Below are 19,626 nucleotides of genomic sequence, written 5' to 3' on the forward strand. Positions count from 1 at the left end.
GCCAAGTGGTTTCCTCCGGTTGGTGCTTCCTCGCGGCCATGATCGTCGCGTACGGCGTCGCCAACCTGCTCCAGTCGGTGGCCGCCGCGCGCACCACCGTGCACCACTCCTTCGACCCGGGGCTGCTGCTGCGGCTGGCGGGGCACCGCACCTACCTGGTCGGGCTCGGCTGCCAGGTCGCCGGGTTCGTGCTGGCCCTGCTCGCCCGCCGGGACCTGCCGCTGTTCCTCGTCCAGTCCAGCGTCGCCGCCGGGCTCGGGGTCACCGCCCTGCTCGGCGTGCTGGTGCTGAAGTGGCGGCTGCCGGCCGCCGAGGTGGCCCTGCTGGTGCTGCTGTTCGCCGGCATCACCGCGCTGGTGCTCTCCGCCGAGCCCGCGCCGGCCAAGCCGCTCGGCACCGCCGGCCTGATCGCCCTGGCGGTGGCGCTCGGCGTGATCGCCGTGATCGGTTTCTTCGCCGTACGCCTGCACGGGGCGCCCGGCTCGGTGGCGCTCGGCGCGCTGGCCGGGCTGGCGTTCTCCGCCGCCGCGGTGGCCGCCCGGCCCCTCGCCTCCGCCCCGACGCCGGAGGCGTTCGTCCAGGATCCGCTGCTCTACCTGCTGATCGTCCACTCGGTCGTCGGCCAGCTCCTGCTCGGCCTGGCCATGCAACGCGGCTCGACCACGGCCGCCGTGGCGGCGATGGACGCCGCCGGGGCGGTGCCCGCCGCGATCGTCGGCCTGCTCCTGCTCAACGACAAGATCTGGCCCGGGCGGGAGTGGCTCGCCGCGGTCGGGTTCCTGGTCACCCTCGCGGCGGTCATCGGCCTCACCCGGTACGCCGAACCCCAGCACCACCACGCGGTCGCCGGGGAACGGGACCGGCGCATGGTGGGCGTCGGAGCGCCCGGTCGCCCGCTCTGAGCCGGGGCCGGGAGCGGCCGGCCCGGGTCGGTCCGCGCCGACCGCCGGCCCCGGTCAGGCCGCCTCGACCGGCTTGCGGCGGCTCACCACCCGCTCGTAGAGGCGCTCCAGCGCGCCCGCCGTCCGCTCCCAGGTGTAGCTGCACCGCACCCGGTCGACGGCGGCGTGCCCGTACGCGAACCGCCCGGCGTTGTCGGCGAGCAGCCGGCGCAGCGTCACGCCCAGCGCGCGGACGTCGCCCGGCGGCACCAACCGGCCGGTGACCTCGTCGACCACGGCGTCGGCGATCCCGCCCATGGAGTAGCCGACCACCGGCACCCCGCAGGCCATCGCCTCCAGCGACACCCGGCCGGCGGACGAGTAGTGCGGGGTGCAGGCGACCACGTCCGCCGAGCGGTACCAGGTGGCCATCTGCTCGTGCGGCACCGCGCCCACCAGCTTCACCTGGTCGGCCACCCCGCTGCGCTCGGCCAGCTCGCGCAGCCGCCGGGCCTCGGCGTGGTTGGCGAGCTGCTCGACGGGCGGGCCGCCGGCGATCACCAGCTCGGCGTCGCCGACCAGTCGCATGGCCCGGATCAGGTCCTCCTGGCCGTGTCCGGCCGAGAGCCCGCCGACGGAGAGGATCCGGGCCCGCTGGTCGCGGGGCGCGGCCTCGCCGTCGGGGTGGAACTGCGCGGTGTCGACGCCGGCCGGCACCATCGCCACGGAGGCGCGTTGCAGCCCCATCCGGGTCAGCTCGTCGACCTCGTCGTTGCACTGGGCGACCGCGATGTCCACCGCCCGGGTCAGCGCCCGCTCCAGCGGGATCCGCTCCCCCGGCCCGTCGTACTGCCGGCCGAGGTGGCGCAGCTGCTCGACGCCGAGGGAGTGGAACGTCTGCACCACCGGGACGTCCGTCTCGCGGACCGCGTGCGCGGCGGCCAGCCCGCCGACCCAGTAGTGCCCGTGCACGACGTCGGGACGCCAGTCGCCCGTCCACCTCTCGGCCAGCCAGGCGCCGAACGCGGACACGTGCGGCACCAACTCGGCGGTGGGCAGCGGGGCGGCCGGGCCGATCGGCACCCGCTCCACCCGGTAGCCGTCGACCGTCGCCGTCTCCGGCAGTGCCGGGTCGTCGCGGCGTTCGTACACCCGGACGTCGTGGCCCCGCGCGGCGAGTTCGGCGGCGACCCGGGCGATGTGCTGGTGGGTGCCGACGGTCAGGCCGTCGGTGCCCCTGGACGGGCCGGCGTGCGCGCAGACGAGGCCGACGCGCATGGGTCACCTCCATGCGATCTTCTCAAGCGGTGGTCCTCGGTCAGAGGGTCCCATTAACCGAACCCCCGGGAGCCGAAACCTGGCAGATCGGGAAGAGCCCGGCGGGTGCTTGCGCGACGGCAACTGTTGCGGGGCGGGCGACAACCCGATCCGGGGCCGCGAGCATCCGAGCGGCGCCGGCCGCATGACCCCCGCCGACGGGGGTACGGGCGAGGAATGCCTCTCACCCGCAGCCTCGCCGACGCCACCGTCGTGCTCACCGGCGCCTCCAGCGGCATCGGCACGGCCACCGCGTACGCCCTCGCCCGGCGGGGCACCGCCGTGGTGCTGGCCGCCCGCAGCGAAGCGGCGCTGGAGGAGGTCGCCGTGCGGTGCCGGGAGCTGGGCGGGCGGGCGCTGGCGGTGCCGACCGACGTGACCGACCCGGCGGCCGTCGAGCGGCTCGCCGCCCGCGCGGTCGCCGAGTTCGGCCGGATCGACGGCTGGATCAACAACGCCGCGGTCGGCGCGGTCGGGCTCTTCGACGAGATCCCCGTGGCGGAGTTCCGCCGGGTGCTGGAGGTCAACCTGCTGGGCGCCGCGTACGGCACCAGGGCCGCCCTGCCCCACCTGAGCGCGGCGGGTGGCGGGGTGCTGGTCAACAACGCCTCCGTGCTGGCCGAGGTGGCGATGCCTTACCAGTCGGCGTACAACGCCACGAAGCACGGCATCCGCGGGCTGGCCGACACGGTCCGCCAGGAGATGCGGGTCACCGGGCGGGGCAACATCTCCATCTGCACGGTGCTGCCGGCCACCATCGACACCCCGTTCTTCCGGCACGCCGCCAACCACAGCGGCCGGGAGCTGGTGCCGCCGCCCCCGGTCTACCCGCCGGAGGTGGTGGCCGAGACGATCGTCCGGCTGCTGCGCCGCCCGAGGCGCGAGGCGTACGCCGGCGGCGCGGCCCGGCTGATCGGCCTCCAGTGGCGGCTCGCCCCGGCGTTCGCCGAGCGGGTCCTCGGCTGGTACGCGCACCGCACCCAGTTCGGGCCCGCCCCACGGCCGGAGAGCACCGGCAACGTCTTCCACGCCGACGCGGCGGCGCGGCGCGAGGGCGGCTGGCACGGCCGGCGGCGGCACCTGGTGCGGATGACCGCCGCCTTCGGGCTGGCCGCGGCGGGGACGGCCGTCGGAACGGTGGCCGCGATGACCCGCCGCGCGGGAACGAGGCGCTGATGCCGGGGGCCGAGCGGTCGGGTGCGCGGTCCGGGCGGACGGTGCACGGTGCGCTGCCCGGCCCGCAGGGCGGGACGGAGCCGATCATGTCCACCGACGCGGGCTGCCGGGTGGAGGCGGACGAGGCCTCCGGCGTGCTCCGGCTGACCGGGACGCTCGACCGCTCCGGCGTCGACGTGGTGCGCGACGGCCTGCTCGCCCAGTTCTGTTGCCGGCCCGGCCCGGTCCTCGCCGACCTCACCGCCCTGCGGGTGGCCGACCCGGCCGCCCGGGACGTCTTCGCCGAGGTGTGCCGGGAGGTACGCGACTGGCCCGCCGCCGACCTGCTGCTCTGCGATCCGACCGGCACCGTCCAGGGGGTGCCGGCCTGGCCGACCCTGGCCGGGGCGCTGGCCGGGCTGGCCGCCGCGCCGCTGGCCGCGGTGGTCGAGACCGACCTTCCCCCCGCCGTCGGGGCGGCCCGGGAGGCCCGGCAGCTCGTGACGGAGGGCTGCGGGCGCTGGGGCCTGCCCGAGCTGATCGAGCCGGCCGGCATCGCGGTCACCGAGATGGTCAACAACGTGGTCGCCCACGCGCACACGCCGATGACGGTCCGCCTGGCACCCCGGGGCAGCGCGCTGCACCTGGCGGTACGCGACCACTCGCCGCGCCAGCCGGCGTTCACCGGGCAGGCGCCGCTGGACAGCGCGGGCGGGCGCGGCCTGCTGCTGATCGACACCGTCACCCGCAGCTGGGGCAGCAGCCGGGTGCCGGACGGCAAGGTCGTCTGGTGCGTGCTGCACGCCGACGACGAGACCACCGCCCACCTCGGCTGACCGCCGCCCCGATTCCTGCCCCGGCGTCCCCCGACGTGCCCCTTCCGCCCGGATGGCCACGGGCGGCACCGGTTATGCCGGGAGGGCAGTGGGTAGTGATCAGCCATGCGCGACGACGAGTACCCGACCCCCGTGTCCGACCCCGAGGCGGAGGGCCTGCCCGACACCGCCGACGACGACTCGACCGCCAACGACGACGTCCTGACCGGGCGCGAGGCGGACGGTCCGGAGCCCGCCCAGCTGCCGGGCGACCGGACGCCGGTGGCGGTGGACCGGTACGGGAACACCGCCGAGGAGCAGCTCGACGGCGAGTCGCTGGACTACAAGCTCGACCGGGAGCAGCACGAGCGCCCGGCCGACGACCCGCTCGCCGGCCCCGTCGACCCGGACATCGCCGCCGAGGCCGACAGCGAGGAGGCCGCGGCGCAGGCCCAGCTCGACGCGGACGTCATGGATCCCGGCCCCACCTCCGACCCGGACTCGCCGGTGTCCCTCTACGACCACGGCAAGCTGGGCAGTGTCAGCGACGGCCAGGTCGGCCGGCTCGTCGAACCGGACGAGGGGGCGCACACCGACCAGGAGACCGACTCGGTGGCGTACGACGCCGGCTCGGCCGGCGGCGGCGCGAGCGCCGAGGAGCTGGCCATCCACGAGACGCGTCCGCCGCACTCGGTCTGAACCGGCCGGGGCCGTCGGGGAACCCTTCGGGGGCGGTTCCCCGGCGGCCCTCAGTCGTCGAGGCCCCGTTCGATCGCGTACCGGGTCAGCTCGACCCGGTTGTGCAGTTGGAGCTTGCCGAGCGTGTTCTGCACGTGGTTCTGCACCGTGCGGTGGGCCAGCCCGAGCCGCTCGGCGATCTGCTTGTAGGACAGCCCCTTGGCGACCAGGCGCAGCACCTCGGTCTCCCGGTCGGTGAGCCGGGGCGCCGGGCCGGCACCCCGGGCGTCGCGGCCGGCGGCCTGTCCGGCGCCGTCCGGGTCGGCCGCGAGCCGGCGGTACTCGCCGAGGACCAGGCCGGCCAGGCCGGGCGTGAAGACCGGCTCCCCCGCCGCCGTGCGGCGCACCGCCTCCAGGAACTCCGCCGGGGCGGCCGACTTGACCAGGTAGCCGGTGGCGCCCGCCTTCACCGCGTCGAGCACGCTCTGCTGCTCGCCGCTGGCCGAGAGCATCAGCACCCGCACCTCCGGCAGCACGGCGCGCAGCCCGCGGACCACCTCCACCCCCGAGACGTCCGGCAGTTGCAGGTCGAGGATCACCACGTCCGGCCGGGCGGCGGCGGCCACCCGCAGCGCCTGCCGCCCCTCCCCGCTGGCGGCGACGACGACGTGGCCGGCCTCGGTGAGGTCCCGGGCCACCCCCTCCCGCCACATCGGGTGGTCGTCGACCACCATCACCCGTACGCCTGTCACGGTTGTCCCTCCCTCGGAACGGTCAGTTCCAGCTCGGTGCCGGCGCCCGGCGCGGAGGTGATCCGCACCGTGCCGCCGAGGTCGGCGAGGCGGCCCCGGATCGACCGGGCGACGCCGAGCCGGCCCTCGGCGGCGGCCTCCTCCAGCCGGCCGTCCGGAAACCCCGGCCCCTCGTCGCGGATCGACACGGTCACCGTCGCCCCCTCGTCCTCGACGAGCACCCAGGCCCGCCCGTCGGTGTGCCGGGCCACGTTGTCGAGGGCGGCGGCGGTCGCGGCGGCCAGTTCGTGGGCGACCCGCCCGGGCAGGGGCACCGGGGTGGCCGGCGCGGACAGCGAGACCGTCGCCGAGGCGTACCGGCCGAGCAGCCCCCGCAGGTCCACCGGCCCGCCGTGGGCGGTGGGCGCGACCGGCGTGGCGCCGCCGATCAGGGCGCGCAGCGCGGCCTCCTGTTCCCCGGCGAGCCGGGCCAGCTCCCCTGCCTCGCCGTCCAGGTGGGCGCCGCGCCGCTGCACCAGCGCCAGCACCTGGAGCACGCCGTCGTGGATGTCCCGGGCCAGCCGCTCCCGCTCCCGGGTGGCGGCCTCCAGCTCCACCGCCCGGTGCAGCCGCTCCTCGGCGGTCACCGCCAGCCGGGCGACGTGTCCGACCACCACGCCGGCGAGCAGCAGCAGGATCGTCCCGGTGAGCGACGACTGGCCGATCCGTTCGCGGGTGGCGAGGTCCACCGCGCCGAGCGCCAGCGCGGCGACCGTGCCCCGGCGCCGGCCGCCGGAGACCGCCCAGGCCAGCACCGGTCCGGCCAGCCAGGCCACGGTGAGGCTGGGCACGCCGGCGGCGAGCGCCGTCCGTCCGATCACCCACGGGGTGGCCAGCATGATGCCGACGACGACCCCGAGGTCCGCCAGGAGCAGCGGCCAGCCTCGGCGGGCCGGGTGGGCGTAGCCGACGGCGGTCACGCCGGTCCAGGCCGCCATCAGCAGGACCAGGCCGCCGGCCGCGAACGGATGGGCGTACCGGTCGGCGTCCCGGAGCGCCACCACACAGACGTACGCCAGGGAGGCCACCCGGAACACCGCGATGGCCCGCCAGAGCGGGACCTCGAAACCACCGGGCGGCGTCGACACGCCCGTCACGATGCCACAGCCGTCAGGACGGTCCCGTGGGCCGTCGGGTGCGCCCGGAGGAACCCTGACGTACGGTGGAAATGCCGCGAAACATCCACGATCCGCTGTCGGGACGGGGCCATGACGAATGCGGAACCCGGAGCACAGCGTACGGTTGTGCCCATCGAACCTTCCCTTCTCATCGCCGAGGCCTTCGACCAGGCCCAGGTGACCGAGCTGCGCCACTCGGTCACCTCCTGCGCGCACGCGGCCGGCCTCGGCGGGCAGCGGCTTGACGACTTCGTGCTGGCGGTCAACGAGTTGATCACCAACGCGGTCCGGCACGGCGGCGGCCAGGGCTGGCTGCGGCTGTGGCGGCAGTCGGACCAGCTGTTCTGCGAGGTCTCCGACCACGGGCAGGGAATCAGCACGCAGCGGCTGGGCGACCGGAGCCGCCCCGCCGCCGACACCGCCGGCGGGTGGGGCCTCTGGCTGGCCCGGGAGCTGAGCGACAGCATGGACGTGGAGACCGGCACGCGCGGCACGACGGTCCGCATCAGCACCGCCGTCGCGGCCCCCCAGCACACCGGCCGCCACCGCCGCGACTGACCCCGGCGGGGCCTGCGTCCCGGGCGGGTCAGGCGAAGAGGGCGCTCACCGATTCGCCGTTGTGGATCCGGCGCATCGCCTCGGCCAGGGCCGGCGCCACGGACAGGATCTCCAGCTTCGGCACCCGCTTGTCGGCGGGGATCGGCACCGTGTTGGTGCAGACGATCTCCAGCACGCCCTCCTGCTCACTCAGCCGCTGCAACGCGCCGCTGGAGAAGAGGCCGTGGGTGCAGGCCAGTCGGATCGAGCGGACCCTCAGCTCGCGCAGGTGCTCCATCAGCTCGATCACCGTGCTGCCCTTGGCGATCTCGTCGTCCAGCACGATCACGTCCCGGTCGGTCACGTCGCCGATCACCGAACTGATCTTGACCCGGTCGTCGCTGAACCGCTGCTTCGCCCCGGCGGCCACCGGGGTGCCGAGCCGCCGGGCGAACGCCGCCGCTTCCTTGGCGTTGCCGAGGTCCGGCGAGACCACCACCGTGTTGCTCAGGTCGTAGCGGGTGAAGTGGTCGGCCAGCTCGCGCAGCGCGTGCAGGTGGTCGACCGGCACGCTGAAGAAGCCGTGCACCTGGGGCGAGTGCAGGGTCATCGTCAGCACCCGGTCCGCGCCCGCCGAGGTGAGCAGGTCGGCGACGAGCCGCCCGCCGATCGAGATACGCGGCGCGTCCTTCTTGTCGGAGCGCGCGTACGCGTAGTGCGGCAGCACCACGGTGATCCGGCCGGCCGAGGCGCCCCGTGCCGCGTCGATCATGAGCAGCAGCTCGACCAGGTTCTCCTGCACGGGCGGCACCAACGGCTGGATCAGGAAGACGTCCCGCTCCCGGCAGTTGGCCTGCAACTGCACTTCCAGGCAGTCGTTGGCGAACCGGGAGACCCGCACCGGGTGCAGCGGCACGTCGAGGTGGGCGCAGATCTCGGCGGCGAGTTCGGGGTGGGCGGTACCACTGAAGACGGCGATGTCACGCACGTCCGCACATCGTACGGACGTGCGCGGGACCCGTTCCCCGCCGGGGCCGGCCGCCGGCCGGCGAAGATCGGTCGGGCCGGGTACGGTGCTGCCGTGACCCCCCAGTACGTCGCCGCCATCGACCAGGGCACCACCTCCTCGCGGTGCATCGTCTTCGACCGGGCCGGGGAGATCGTCTCCGTCGCCCAGCGGGAGCACCGGCAGATCTTCCCCCGGCCGGGCTGGGTGGAGCACGACGCCGAGGAGATCTGGGACAACGTCCAGCGGGTGGTCCGGGAGGCGCTGCACGCCGCCGGCACCGACGCCGCCGGGCTCGCCGCCGTGGGCATCACCAACCAGCGGGAGACCACGCTCGTCTGGGACCGGGCCACCGGGCGGCCGGTGGCCAACGCCGTCGTCTGGCAGGACACCCGCACCGCGCCGCTGCTGCGTGAGCTCGACCAGGCGTACGGCGAGGAGCGGTTCCGCTCCCGCACCGGCCTGCCGCTGGCCACCTACTTCGCCGGGCCGAAGCTGCGCTGGCTGCTGGATCACGTCGACGGGCTGCGCGGGCGCGCCGAGGCCGGCGAGGTGCTCTTCGGCACGATGGACAGCTGGCTGATCTGGAAGCTCACCGGCCGGCACGTCACCGACGTGACAAACGCCAGCCGCACCCTGCTGATGGACCTGAGCACCCTCGACTGGGACCCGGAGCTGCTCGACGCGATGGGGGTGCCGGCCGCGATGCTGCCGGAGATCCGCAGCTCCGCCGAGGTCTACGGGGAGGCCACCGGCGTCCTGGCCGGGGTGCCGGTCGCCAGTGCGCTCGGCGACCAGCAGGCCGCCCTGTTCGGGCAGACCTGCTTCCAGCCGGGCGAGGCCAAGTGCACCTACGGCACCGGCAGCTTCCTGCTGCTCAACACCGGCGCCAGCCCGGTGCCCTCCACCCACGGCCTGCTCACCACGGTCGCCTACCGCATCCAGGGCCAGCCCGCCGCGTACGCGCTGGAGGGGGCGATCGCGGTCACCGGCTCGCTGGTGCAGTGGCTCCGCGACAACCTCGGGCTGATCGCCACCGCGCCCGAGGTGGAGGAGCTGGCCCGCACCGTCGACGACAACGGCGGCTGCTACGTCGTGCCGGCCTTCTCCGGGCTGTTCGCCCCGCACTGGCGCAGCGACGCGCGGGGCGTGATCGCCGGGCTGACCGGCTACATCACCAAGGGCCACCTGGCCCGGGCGGCACTGGAGGCATCCGCCTGGCAGACCCGCGAGGTGGTCGACGCGATGAACGCCGACTCCGACGTGGCGCTGCGTCGGCTCCGGGTCGACGGTGGGATGACCGCCAACGGGCTGCTGATGCAGTTCCTCGCCGACGTGCTCGACGTGCCGGTGGTCCGGTCCCGGATCACCGAGACCACCTGCCTGGGCGCGGCGTACGCGGCCGGCCTGGCGGTCGGCTTCTGGCCGGACCTGGCGACGCTGCGCGGCCAGTGGCGCTCCGACGCGCAGTGGGAGTCGACGATGGAACCGGCGCACCGGGAGCGGGAGCTGCGCAACTGGCGCAAGGCCGTCCAGCGCACCCTCGACTGGGTGGACTGACGCCGCAGGGGGCCGGAGTCAGGCCCAGCGGTTGCCGGTGAGCTTCTCGTAGACGTCGACGTAGCGCGCCCGGGTCGCCTCGACCACCTCGGCCGGCACCTCGGGTGCCGGGCCCTGCCGGTCCCAGCCGCTCTCGACCGCCCAGTCCCGCACGTACTGCTTGTCGTAGGAGAACTGCGCCCGGCCCGGCTGGTACGACTCCGCCGGCCAGAACCGGGACGAGTCGGAGGTGAGCAGCTCGTCGCCGACGGTCAGCGTGCCGTCCGGCGCCCAGCCCAGCTCGATCTTGGTGTCGGCGACCAGGATGCCCCGGTCGGCGGCCAGCTCGGCTCCCCGGCGGTAGACGTCGAGCGTGATCCGGCGCAGCCGCTCGGCGGTCTCGGCGCCGACCTTGTCCACCACCTCGGCGAAGGTGATCGGCTCGTCGTGCTCGCCCACCGGCGCCTTGGTCGACGGGGTGAAGATCGGCTCGGGCAGGATGGACGCCTCGACCAGCCCGCGCGGCAGCTCGACGCCGGAGACCGCGCCCGTGCGCTGGTACTCCTTCAGGCCGCCGCCGGTCAGGTAGCCCCGGGCGACGCACTCCACCGCGACCATCTCCAGCCGCCGGCAGCGGATCGCCCGACCGGCGAACTCCGCCGGCACGTCGGTGGCGGAGATGACGTGGTTCGGTACCAGGTCGGCGAGCTGCTCGAACCACCACAGCGAGAGCGCGGTGAGCAGCTTGCCCTTGTCGGGGATCGGCGTCGGCAGCACCACGTCGTAGATCGAGATGCGGTCGGAGGCGACCAGGATCAGGTCCTCGCCGTCGGCGTAGACATCCCTCACCTTGCCCGAGTGCAGAAGTTCCACACGCCCTAGTACACCATGCGGGCCGGCCACGGCCTCCGCCGGTGGCTGCGGGCATCGATGCGTACGCATGGGTCGTGGTGGTGTGGCCGGACGTACGTTGACACCCTCGCGCGCGCCTGCGTGAATGATCCGGCCGCCCGCCCCACCGGTCCGCCAGGAGTTCCTCGTGCCCGCTGCCCGATCCCCGCTGCCCCGCGCCGAAGCGGATCCGGGCCGGCGTCGGGTGCTCGCCGCGATGCTGGGTGCGCCGGTGCTCGCGACCGGCGGGCTCACCGGGTGCACCGAGGGCCGGGCGGCCCCGGTGGAGACCGGGCCGGTCGAGCTGTCGGTCTTCTGGTACGGCGGGGCCAAGCGGGCCGAACTCACCGAGCGGGTGCTGCGGCTCTACACCGACCGCAATCCCCGCGTCGGTTTCCGGATCACCTGGCAGGGCGCCGGCGGCTACTACGACCGGCTGGCCACCCAGGCCGCGGGCGGCAACGTGCCCGACCTGATCCAGCTCGACGACAGCATGCTCACCGAGTACGCCCGCCGCGAGATCGTCCTGGACCTCAGCGGGTACGTCGCCGACCACCGCCTGGACCTGCGCACCCTGCCGCAGGGCCTGGTCCGGTACGGGCAGGTCGACGGCCGTACGGTCGGCGTCGCCGCGGCACAGACCGCAGCCGCCGTGGTCTACGACCGCACGCTGCTGCGCCGGCTGCGGCTGCCCGAGCCGAGCACGGGAATGTCCTGGCCGGAGTACGTCGCCTGGGCGCGGCGGGTCACCCGGGCGAGCGAGGGCCGGGTGGCCGGCACGATGGACCCGTCCGGCGACTACCGGGCGCTCTGGCTCTGGCTGCGCGGGCAGGGCGGTGAGTTCTACCGCGGTCGACAGCTCGGCTTCGACGCCGACGCGCTGATCGAATGGTTCGACCTGTGGCGGCGCGCCCGCTCCAGCCGGGCGACCCCGAGCGCCGCCCTCGTGGAGCAGGCCGACGGCGGCGAACCCACTCAGCAGCTCGTGGTCACCGGCGCGACGGCCGCCTCGTTCGCCTGGTCGCACCAGCTGCCGGAGCTCCAGCGCCTCACCGACGCCGAGCTGGGCCTGGCCGCCATGCCGGGTCCCCCGGAGGCGCAGTGGCACCGGGCGTCGATGTACTGGGCGGCCTTCCGCGGCAGCCGGCACCCCGACCTGGTCGCGGACGTGATCAACTTCCTGACCGGCAACGGCGAGGCGGGGAGCGTGCTCGGTCACGAGCGCGGGCTCAGCCCCAGCCTCGCCGTACGCAGCTACGTCGAGGGCAGCATCACCGAGCCGGCGCAGCGGCGCGCGGCGGCCCTCGGCACCGCACTGGCCGCCCGGCTGGGACCGGCGCCCAGTCCTCCGCCGCAGGGCCACCCCCGGGTGCGGGCGCTGCTGCTGGAGGCCGCCGAGAGCATCCGCGGCGGCAGGACCGGCCCCCGGGCGGCGACGACCCGCTTCATGGCCCAGGCGGACGCGGCGCTGGCCGGATAGAACCGGTCACCGCGAGGCCGCCCCCGGCGGGGATGCCGGGTCGGACGTCCTGCCTGGGCCGAGGCAGGGCAGGGCACCGTCGCGCTGCCGGAACACCGGCGCGCCGGCGGGCCGCCTCAGCGCGGCGGGCCGCCGCGACGGTTGCGCATCATGCGCATCAGGAGGAAGACGACGCCGGCCACCACGACCAGGCAGCAGAGCAGGCCGATGAAGCCGAAGCCGCCACCGCGCCGCCGCCGGGCGGCCTCCACCACGAGCTCACCCGTGCCGGTGGACGCCCAGGCCGCGACGGGCACGAACACCGACAACACGACCGCACCGAAAACTGCGGTCAACCGGCCCCACCACTTACCGAAAGAAGACATGCCCACATCTTCGCCGACAATCGCAACCTCGGCACGTCGGTCAACGAGGAACACGCGTCGCGCCCAAGCACGCCCGGCGCCGTTCCGTCGGACGGCCGCGCCCTGCACCGCGAGCACCTGGAGCACGGAGTCGGGATTTCCCGGGCCCGCCACTCCCGCCGGCCGCCCGCACGTCGGCGTGCGTTGCACTCCGGGGTAACGAAGCGCGTCGTCGACCGATGCGACACGTCGACGCCGGGGGCGAGATGCGAAGAGGTCCCGGAGACAATCTCCGGGACCTCTTCGACGTGGTAGCGGGGACAGGATTTGAACCTGCGACCTCTGGGTTATGAGCCCAGCGAGCTACCGAGCTGCTCCACCCCGCGTCGGCTCGTTAACTCTAGCGCACCCGTCGGGCGATGATCAGCGGACCCCCGATCCTGCGGTAGACCCTGCCTTGACCAGCGCAAACCGGCATCGGAGGTCGGCACGAGGCACCCGTCGCCCCAGCCCGACCCACGCCGCGCGCCGCCGGCCAGCGGGCGCGGAAGGCGGGCAGCGGGGCGCGGAAGGCGGGCCCGCGACCACAGCGGCCGTGATGGCACGTCTCGGTCCGCTCTGAGCTACGGCCCGTTCCAAGCTGTCTCATCTGACGCGGCGCGCCGCCTTCTCTCGCGCGCGTGCCTGGTGATCAGGACGCCATGGACGTTATCCGGGCTGTTCAAGGTCCATGGCGTCCTGATCACGCCGCTGCACGCCCGGCTGTTCGGTCGTCCGGCCGTGCGTATCCGTCGCCAGTGGTGGCTGTTCGCGTTCCTGCGCGACCGGTCGCGGTTCTCGCCGCCGTGTTGTCGCCCCCGCCGATGTCGGCCGACGGATCGTGTGGCGTCAGTCGCTCCGCTCGCCCTGACGCAATGCACGATCGCCGGTCCAACCAACGGGCGGCGGTCAGAGCCAGAGCCGCGTGATCGTCGGGCAGCGGGTGGCCCGGAGATGCGGAATGGCCCCGGACTGAGGTCCGGGGCCATTCCGACGTGGTAGCGGGGACAGGATTTGAACCTGCGACCTCTGGGTTATGAGCCCAGCGAGCTACCGAGCTGCTCCACCCCGCGTCGGTTCGTATACCGTATCCCACCGACCCCCGTCGCCGCAAAACGACCCCCGGGGACACCCCCACGACAACCACGACTTGACCGCGCCTGCACCGCCAGGCCCGGGCGTACGCCTCCTCCACGGCGTCGTGGGGCGGCGGGTTGCCGTGCCGGACCGGTGGTCGCAGACGCGACAGCGCCCCCGGTGCCGGGACCGGATCGGTCCGTCTGCCGGGGGCGCTGCGAGGGCGGTACGGATCAGCCGCCCGGGGTGGGTGAGGCGCTGCCGCCCGGTGCCGGGGACGCCGGGGCGCTGGGCGTCGGGGACGCCGGAGCGCTGGCGCCGGGCGTCGGGGACGCCGGGGCGGTGGCGGCCTGCTGGGCCCGCTGGAAGGCGGTGAGCGCCTCGTCCAGCGCCTTCAACGCGCGCCCGTACCGCTCGAAGTCGCCCGAGGTCTGCGCGGCCCGGACCTCCGCGATGGCGGTCTGGACGCGGTTCGCCGCCTCGGCCAGCTCGCCGGTCAGCGGAGGTGCGGTCCCACCCGGCGGCGTGCCTCCGGCCGGGGGCGGGTTGCCGCCGGCCGGCGGTGGGGCGCCCGGGGCGGCGGCCTGCTTGCCCTGCTCGACGAGCTGCTTGATGCCGTCGGCCACGTTGTTGGCCAGCACCACGTAGGAGCCGCCGTCGCCGTACGACATCAGCACCCGCTGCAACAGCGGTGGCGCGTTCTGCGCGGCGGTCTTCACGTAGACCGGCTCGATGTAGAGCATGCCGTCGCCGAACGGCAGGGAGAGCAGGTTGCCGTACTGCACCTGAGCCTGCTGGGACTGGAGCAGGTTGAGCTGCTGCCGGATGTTCGCGTTGTTGGTCATCGACTGGTGCACCTGCACCGGGCCGGAGACCCGGGTCTGGTCGGGCAGGTCGAGCACCTCCAGCCGCGGCTGCCCGTCGACGTACGACCCGGAGATCAGCGCGGCGAGGTTCTCCCGGCCGTTCGGGGTGACCGCCGAGGTGAGCTGGAAGCGCGCCGACTCCTGGCCGGGGAACTGCGTGTAGAGGTAGTAGGGCGGCTGCTTCTGGCCGGTGTCGGGGGCGTCCGGCACGTTCGGCACCTGCCAGAAGTCCGTCTCCGAGTAGAAGGCGCCGGGATCGGTCACGTGGAAGCGGGTCAGCAGGTTGCGCTGCACCTTGAACAGGTCGGCCGGGTAGCGGAAGTGCTCGGCCAGCTCGGCCGGGATCTCCGACTTCGGCAGCACCAGGTCGCCGCCGAACGCCTTGTTCCACGCCTTGAGCACCGGGTCGGTCTCGTCGAACTCGTAGAGCCGGACCGTGCCGTCGTACGCGTCGACGGTGGCCTTCACGGAGTTGCGGATGTAGTTGACGTTCTCCCGGGCGAGCTGGAAGGTGCCCCGCCCGGTCAGCTCGTCGGCCGTCTGCTCCTGGAGGTTGACGCGCTCGGCGTACGGGTAGGTCGCCGCCGTGGTGTAGCCGTCGATGATCCACTGGATCCGGCCGTCCACCACCGCCGGGTACGGGTCGCCGTCGAGGGTGAGGAACGGGGCGACCTTCTCCACCCGGTCGCGGGGGTTACGCACGTAGAGCAGCTTCGAGTTGTCGTTGACCGCGTCGGAGAGCAGGAAGTTCGACTCCTGCTCCTTGATCGCGTAGAGCAGCCGCCGGGTGAACGAGCCGATCTCGACGCCGCCCTCACCGGTGTAGGTGTAGGACTCGCCGCCCTCGCCGACCGGGCGGTCGAACTCCGCCTTCCGCGCCGGGTCGCTCTGGCCCACGATCGCGTAGTCGCTGGCGTCCATCCGCTCGCCGTAGTAGACGCGGGGCTGCTTGGCCGCGATCTGCTCGGTCTGCGAGGCACACTGCTCGCTCGTCTGCTGGCCCTGCTCCTTCTGCTGCTCCTGCGGGTCGCCGAGGAAGCCGGAGACGAAGAAGGGCTGGCCGCCGCAGACCACCCGGTTGCCGGGCGCCGCCACGAGCCCGTAGCCGTGGGTGTAGACGGTGTGCCGGTTGATCCAGGTGTTCTGCTGGGGGGTCAACTGCCGGTAGTTGACCTCGCGCAGGCCCACCACGAAGTCCTGCACCTTGCCGTTGACCCCGTACCGGTCGACGTCCAGCTTCTCGCCGAAGTCGTAGAACTGCCGGACCTGCTGGCGCTGGGTGTACGTCTCGGAGACCAGTTGCGGGTCGAGCAGCCGGATGTTCGGCACCACGGAGGTGTCCGTGGCGAGGCTCGCCGGCGGGGTCAGGTTGCTCGCCGCGTACGGCGTGGTGGTGGCCGTCTCCAGGCCGAACGCCGAGCGGGTGGCCTTGATGCTCCGCTCGATGTACGGCGCCTCCTTCTCCTTCGCGCTGGGCTTGACCTCGAAGGTCTGCACCGCCCAGGGGTAGACGCCGCCGATGGCGACGGCGGAGACGCCCAGCAGGGCGAGCGAGATGCCCGGCCAGACCAGGTTCCGCATCCAGGCGTTGGAGAAGACGATGATCGCGATCGCCACGACGATGGAGATGTAGGCGAGGATCTCCTTGGCCGGCAGCAGCGCGTTGACGTCGGCGTAGCCGGCGCCGTAGACGGGGCCGCTGCCGTACTCCAGCAGCATCGCGCGCCGGTCCAGCACGTACGCGAGCGCCTTGAGCAGGACGAAGACCGCGACGAGCGTGCTCAGGTGGGCCCGGGCGGCGTTGGTCATCCGGTCGCCGACGCCCTGGAGGCGGACGCCGCCGAAGACGTAGTGCACGGCGAGCGCGCCGATCACGGAGAGCACCACCGCGGTGAAGCCCACGCCGAGCAGATAGCGCAGGAACGGCAGCTGGAAGACGTAGAAGCCGACGTCGATGCCGAACTCCGGGTCCTTCACGCCGAAGTCCCCGCCGTTGCGGAAGAGCAGCCACTGGTTCCACCGGCTCTGCGCCGACAGCCCGGCGAAGAGGCCGACCACGGCGGCGACCAGCGTGATCCACAGGCCGAGCCGGGGGCCCAGCAGCATCCGGTAGCGCTCCAGGGTGGCCTGCTCCGGCGAGTGCGGGCGCATCCGGGGGCGCAGCCGCTGGGCCAGCCAGAGGTTGCCGCCGACTATCAGCGCCATGCCGAGTCCGACGGCGAAGAAGAGCAGCAGCCGGGTCGTCAGCACCCCCGTGAAGACGCCGGTGTAGCGGACCTCGTCGAACCACAGCCAGTCCGTCCACGCCTGGACACCCCAGCCGAGCAGGGTGAAGAGCACGAACACCCCGACCAGGACACCGATCGTGACGCGACCGCGTCGGCTCATCCTCGGCAGGGGGCTGCTGCTACGCATGACCACTGTTGGCTCCGCACGCTCGATATGATCGGCTCCGACCAGGCACCCAGAGTACGGGGTGTTCCTGAACGTGTCGGTCCAAGGTCACACGGCGAGCGCCCGGCGCGAGGTACGTCGATGGCCGGGCGGCCCGTACGACCCGCCGGTCGGCGCCCCGCACACCCTGGCCGCCCGTGCTCGTCGTCAGCAGCGGGTCGGCTGGCCGCCGGCGCGCAGCGTCTCCAGCGCGGTCAGTGCCTCGTCCAGCGAGCCGACCTTCAGCAGCGGCAGCCCTGGCTGCGGGTTGCGTACGGCCTCGGCGCAGTTCGCCGCCGGCACCAGGAACGCCACCGCGCCGGCCTCCTTCGCGCCCACCAGCTTCTGCGCGATGCCGCCGATCGGCCCGACCCGGCCGGCGTCGTCGATCGTGCCGGTGCCGGCGATGACCTTCCCGCCGGTCAGGTCCTCCGGGGTCAGCTTGTCCACGATGCCGAGGGCGAACATCAGGCCGGCGCTCGGCCCGCCGATGTCCTCCAGGTCGATGCTCAGGGTGAACGGGTGCGGCTGCTGCTGCTCGATCTCCACCCCGATGCGGGGTCGCCCGTCCTGCTCCCGGCTGGTGACCGCCGCCGTCGCGGCGGCGCCGTCGCGGGTGTAGCCGATCCTCAGCGCGGTCCCGGCCGGCTTCGCCCTGATCAGGTCCGTGAGGCGGGTGGCCAACGGGACCGGTTCCCCGTCCACCGAGGTCAGCACGTCGCCGGGCTTGAGTACGCCGGCCGCCGGACCGTCGGCGGCGACGGTCTTCACCACCACCTGCACCGGGAAGCCCAGCTCCCGCAGCGCCGCGGTCTCCGCGCTGGTCTGCGAGACCCGGAAGTCCTCCGCGTTGCGCTCCTCGACCTGCTTGCGGCTCTCCCCCGGCGGGTACACCAGCTCGCGGGGCACCACCGCCTCGTCGTCGGAGAACCAGCCCTGGATCGCCGAGCGCAGCTTGACCGAGGGCTGCACCCCGACCGTGGTCAGCCGGAGCTGGCCGGCGGAGGTGGACGTCTCCCGGCCGGTGACCTGGATGACCTCCTTGCCGTTCTCCTTGCCGAGCGTGTTGACGGTCGGCCCCGGGCCGAGCACCACGTACGGGATGGGCGCGCCGAGCACGCCGATGCTGAGCAGAGCGGTGAGCAGAGCACCGAGCAGGACGGTCACGCCGCGACGTCTCATGCGGCAGAGCGTACCGACCGGGATCGGGGCCTCCGGCGGGCGAATCGCGACTTCGCCCTCAGCGCAACGCCAGCGGCAGCTACCTGGGGCGCGGCGCGCGTACCGTAGACGTCGTGCCTGATATTCCGTTCGGTTTCGCGCTCCCGGGTGGGCAACCACCAGACCCCAACGATCCCGCGCAGATGCAGCAGTTCATGTCGCAGTTGCAGCACCTGCTCTCCGCGTCGGGCAGCGGGCCGGTCAACTGGGACCTGGCCCGGCAGGTGGCCGCCAGCCAACTCGCCGCCGCAGGCGACCCGGCGGTGTCGCCCTTCGAGCGCAACGCGGTGGAGGAGGCGTTGCGGCTCGCGGACCTGTGGCTGGAGCCCGCCTCCGCCCTACCCTCGGGCATCCAGACCTCGCTGGCCTGGAACCGCAACGAGTGGATCTACAAGACGCTCGACGTCTGGCGCAAGCTCTGCGACCCGGTCGCCAGCCGGATGGTCGGCGCGATGGGCGACCTGGTGCCGCCGGAGGCGCGCGCCCAGCTCGGCCCGATGCAGTCGATGGTCGCCACCCTCGGTGGCGCGCTCTTCGGCGGCCAGCTCGGCCAGGCGCTCGGCTCGCTCGCCGCGGAGGTGCTCTCCGCCGGCGACATCGGGCTGCCGCTCGGCCCGGCCGGCACGGCCGCGCTGATCCCGGCCAACATCCGGGCGTACGGCGAGGGCCTGGAGCTTCCCGAGGACGAGGTACGCCTCTACGTCGCCCTGCGCGAGGCCGCCCACCAGCGGCTCTTCCAGCACGTGCCGTGGCTGCGCGGGCACGTGCTCAACGCCGTCGAGATGTACGCCGCCGGCATCCGGGTCAACCGGGAGGCGATCGAGGAGGCGATGGGCCGGGTCGACCCGACCGACCCGGAGTCGATGCAGGCGATCGCGCTGGAGGGCATCTTCACGCCGGAGGACAGCCCGGCGCAGAAGGCGTCGCTGGCCCGACTCGAGACCGCCCTGGCCCTGGTCGAGGGCTGGGTGTGCCACGTGGTCGACAGCGCGGCGAGCGGCCGGCTGCCCAACGTGGTGAGCCTCGGCGAGGCGTTCCGCCGCCGCCGGGCCGCCGGTGGCCCGGCCGAGCAGACCTTCGCGGCGCTGGTCGGCCTGGAGCTGCGTCCGCGCCGGCTGCGCGAGGCGGCGGCGCTCTGGGCGGCACTGACCGAGCACCGGGGCATCGCCGGCCGGGACGCCCTGTGGGGCCACCCCGACCTGCTCCCCTCCGACGACGACTTCGCCGACCCGGTGGCCTTCGCGATGTCCGAGTGGGACCTCGGTGAGTTGGAGAGCTTCGACTTCAGCGCGCCGGGCGGCCCGGAGGAGAAGGCCCCGGGCGAGCCGGACCAGCGGCGCCCGGACGACGACCCCGAGGGCGGCGACGCCAGCCGCCCCTGATCGCGTCGACGACGAGGGCCGCCCGCCCCACCGGGGTTCGGGCGGCCCTCACCGCA

Annotated in this window: 15 protein-coding genes, 2 tRNA genes and 1 pseudogene; 8 read left to right on the forward strand and 10 right to left on the reverse strand. The window is 73.9% G+C overall.

All coding sequences use genetic code 11. The features are described 5' to 3' along the window. The first annotated feature begins 5 nt into the window (after nucleotides 1–5). Nucleotides 6–1,002, forward strand: a pseudogene (locus AC0OO9_RS09620) (hypothetical protein). On the opposite strand, the gene AC0OO9_RS09625 reads toward AC0OO9_RS09620, so the two are convergent. After that, nucleotides 957–2,159 carry a glycosyltransferase gene (locus AC0OO9_RS09625; protein WP_484517006.1) on the reverse strand — a complete coding sequence of 401 codons (1,203 nt, stop codon included), beginning with the start codon at nucleotides 2,157–2,159 and terminating at the stop codon, nucleotides 957–959. The pseudogene AC0OO9_RS09620 and the gene AC0OO9_RS09625 overlap by 46 nt on opposite strands. Nucleotides 2,160–2,375: 216 nt before the next feature. On the opposite strand from AC0OO9_RS09625, the gene AC0OO9_RS09630 reads away from it, so the two are divergent. The 3 genes from AC0OO9_RS09630 to AC0OO9_RS09640 all read left to right on the forward strand — a co-directional run bounded on the left by AC0OO9_RS09630 (nucleotide 2,376) and on the right by AC0OO9_RS09640 (nucleotide 4,867). Then, nucleotides 2,376–3,374 (forward strand): SDR family oxidoreductase, encoded by a 999-nt coding sequence (locus AC0OO9_RS09630; protein WP_484517007.1) that lies wholly within the window; start codon nucleotides 2,376–2,378, stop codon nucleotides 3,372–3,374. 86 nt (nucleotides 3,375–3,460) lie between these two features. Further along, on the forward strand, nucleotides 3,461–4,189 hold the full coding sequence (locus AC0OO9_RS09635) for an ATP-binding protein (RefSeq protein ID WP_484517008.1): 729 nt from the start codon (nucleotides 3,461–3,463) through the stop codon (nucleotides 4,187–4,189). 105 nt (nucleotides 4,190–4,294) lie between these two features. Beyond that, complete coding sequence (locus tag AC0OO9_RS09640; protein WP_421454407.1) at nucleotides 4,295–4,867, forward strand: DUF5709 domain-containing protein; 573 nt, start codon at nucleotides 4,295–4,297, stop codon at nucleotides 4,865–4,867. Between the two features lie 50 nt (nucleotides 4,868–4,917). Here the strand turns inward: AC0OO9_RS09640 and AC0OO9_RS09645 are convergent, their stop codons facing one another. Beyond that, nucleotides 4,918–5,580: a response regulator gene (locus tag AC0OO9_RS09645; RefSeq protein ID WP_484517904.1), complete on the reverse strand. Its 663-nt coding sequence runs from the start codon at nucleotides 5,578–5,580 to the stop codon at nucleotides 4,918–4,920. 14 nt (nucleotides 5,581–5,594) lie between these two features. Continuing rightward, nucleotides 5,595–6,725, reverse strand: a complete 1,131-nt coding sequence (gene macS, locus AC0OO9_RS09650) for a MacS family sensor histidine kinase (protein WP_484517009.1) — start codon at nucleotides 6,723–6,725, stop codon at nucleotides 5,595–5,597. Nucleotides 6,726–6,845: 120 nt separating this feature from the next. Between macS and AC0OO9_RS09655 the strand changes: the two genes are divergently transcribed. Beyond that, nucleotides 6,846–7,313: an ATP-binding protein gene (locus AC0OO9_RS09655; protein WP_421454413.1), complete on the forward strand. Its 468-nt coding sequence runs from the start codon at nucleotides 6,846–6,848 to the stop codon at nucleotides 7,311–7,313. A 28-nt stretch (nucleotides 7,314–7,341) separates the two neighbouring features. Here the strand turns inward: AC0OO9_RS09655 and AC0OO9_RS09660 are convergent, their stop codons facing one another. Beyond that, nucleotides 7,342–8,280: a ribose-phosphate diphosphokinase gene (locus tag AC0OO9_RS09660; protein ID WP_484517010.1), complete on the reverse strand. Its 939-nt coding sequence runs from the start codon at nucleotides 8,278–8,280 to the stop codon at nucleotides 7,342–7,344. Between the two features lie 93 nt (nucleotides 8,281–8,373). On the opposite strand from AC0OO9_RS09660, the gene glpK reads away from it, so the two are divergent. Continuing rightward, on the forward strand, nucleotides 8,374–9,858 hold the full coding sequence (gene glpK, locus AC0OO9_RS09665) for a glycerol kinase GlpK (protein WP_484517011.1): 1,485 nt from the start codon (nucleotides 8,374–8,376) through the stop codon (nucleotides 9,856–9,858). A gap of 18 nt (nucleotides 9,859–9,876) precedes the next feature. Here glpK and AC0OO9_RS09670 read toward each other — a convergent pair whose 3' ends face one another. Next, nucleotides 9,877–10,710, reverse strand: coding sequence for a phosphoribosylaminoimidazolesuccinocarboxamide synthase (locus AC0OO9_RS09670; protein WP_421454421.1), 834 nt, complete (start codon nucleotides 10,708–10,710; stop codon nucleotides 9,877–9,879). Nucleotides 10,711–10,876: 166 nt separating this feature from the next. Between AC0OO9_RS09670 and AC0OO9_RS09675 the strand changes: the two genes are divergently transcribed. Next, nucleotides 10,877–12,208 (forward strand): ABC transporter substrate-binding protein, encoded by a 1,332-nt coding sequence (locus tag AC0OO9_RS09675; RefSeq protein WP_484517012.1) that lies wholly within the window; start codon nucleotides 10,877–10,879, stop codon nucleotides 12,206–12,208. A gap of 116 nt (nucleotides 12,209–12,324) precedes the next feature. Here AC0OO9_RS09675 and AC0OO9_RS09680 read toward each other — a convergent pair whose 3' ends face one another. From AC0OO9_RS09680 to AC0OO9_RS09700, 5 genes are all read right to left on the reverse strand, one after another. Further along, entirely contained in the window at nucleotides 12,325–12,573 is a 249-nt protein-coding gene (locus tag AC0OO9_RS09680) for a hypothetical protein (protein ID WP_421458500.1), read from the reverse strand. A 288-nt stretch (nucleotides 12,574–12,861) separates the two neighbouring features. Continuing rightward, a tRNA-Met gene (locus AC0OO9_RS09685) sits at nucleotides 12,862–12,938 on the reverse strand. A gap of 649 nt (nucleotides 12,939–13,587) precedes the next feature. Next, nucleotides 13,588–13,664 (reverse strand) — tRNA-Met (locus AC0OO9_RS09690). Between the two features lie 237 nt (nucleotides 13,665–13,901). Continuing rightward, on the reverse strand, nucleotides 13,902–16,949 hold the full coding sequence (locus AC0OO9_RS09695) for a UPF0182 family membrane protein (RefSeq protein ID WP_484517013.1): 3,048 nt from the start codon (nucleotides 16,947–16,949) through the stop codon (nucleotides 13,902–13,904). 186 nt (nucleotides 16,950–17,135) lie between these two features. After that, nucleotides 17,136–18,149: a YlbL family protein gene (locus AC0OO9_RS09700; protein WP_393168140.1), complete on the reverse strand. Its 1,014-nt coding sequence runs from the start codon at nucleotides 18,147–18,149 to the stop codon at nucleotides 17,136–17,138. Nucleotides 18,150–18,331: 182 nt separating this feature from the next. Between AC0OO9_RS09700 and AC0OO9_RS09705 the strand changes: the two genes are divergently transcribed. Continuing rightward, complete coding sequence (locus AC0OO9_RS09705; RefSeq protein ID WP_484517014.1) at nucleotides 18,332–19,570, forward strand: zinc-dependent metalloprotease; 1,239 nt, start codon at nucleotides 18,332–18,334, stop codon at nucleotides 19,568–19,570. Nucleotides 19,571–19,626: the final 56 nt, after the last annotated feature.

This window comes from Micromonospora sp. USAFONa4 (genome assembly GCF_057197825.1).

Excerpts from the sequence above, each read along its gene's own strand:
- AC0OO9_RS09625 (WP_484517006.1), bottom strand. The coding sequence starts at position 2,159 with ATGCGCGTCGGCCTCGTCTGCGCGCACGCCGGCCCGTCCAGGGGCACC.
- AC0OO9_RS09630 (WP_484517007.1), top strand. The coding sequence starts at position 2,376 with ATGCCTCTCACCCGCAGCCTCGCCGACGCCACCGTCGTGCTCACCGGC.
- AC0OO9_RS09635 (WP_484517008.1), top strand. The coding sequence starts at position 3,461 with ATGTCCACCGACGCGGGCTGCCGGGTGGAGGCGGACGAGGCCTCCGGC.
- AC0OO9_RS09640 (WP_421454407.1), top strand. The coding sequence starts at position 4,295 with ATGCGCGACGACGAGTACCCGACCCCCGTGTCCGACCCCGAGGCGGAG.
- AC0OO9_RS09645 (WP_484517904.1), bottom strand. The coding sequence starts at position 5,580 with ATGGTGGTCGACGACCACCCGATGTGGCGGGAGGGGGTGGCCCGGGAC.
- AC0OO9_RS09655 (WP_421454413.1), top strand. The coding sequence starts at position 6,846 with ATGACGAATGCGGAACCCGGAGCACAGCGTACGGTTGTGCCCATCGAA.
- AC0OO9_RS09680 (WP_421458500.1), bottom strand. The coding sequence starts at position 12,573 with ATGTCTTCTTTCGGTAAGTGGTGGGGCCGGTTGACCGCAGTTTTCGGT.
- AC0OO9_RS09695 (WP_484517013.1), bottom strand. The coding sequence starts at position 16,949 with ATGCGTAGCAGCAGCCCCCTGCCGAGGATGAGCCGACGCGGTCGCGTC.
- AC0OO9_RS09700 (WP_393168140.1), bottom strand. The coding sequence starts at position 18,149 with ATGAGACGTCGCGGCGTGACCGTCCTGCTCGGTGCTCTGCTCACCGCT.
- AC0OO9_RS09705 (WP_484517014.1), top strand. The coding sequence starts at position 18,332 with ATGCAGCAGTTCATGTCGCAGTTGCAGCACCTGCTCTCCGCGTCGGGC.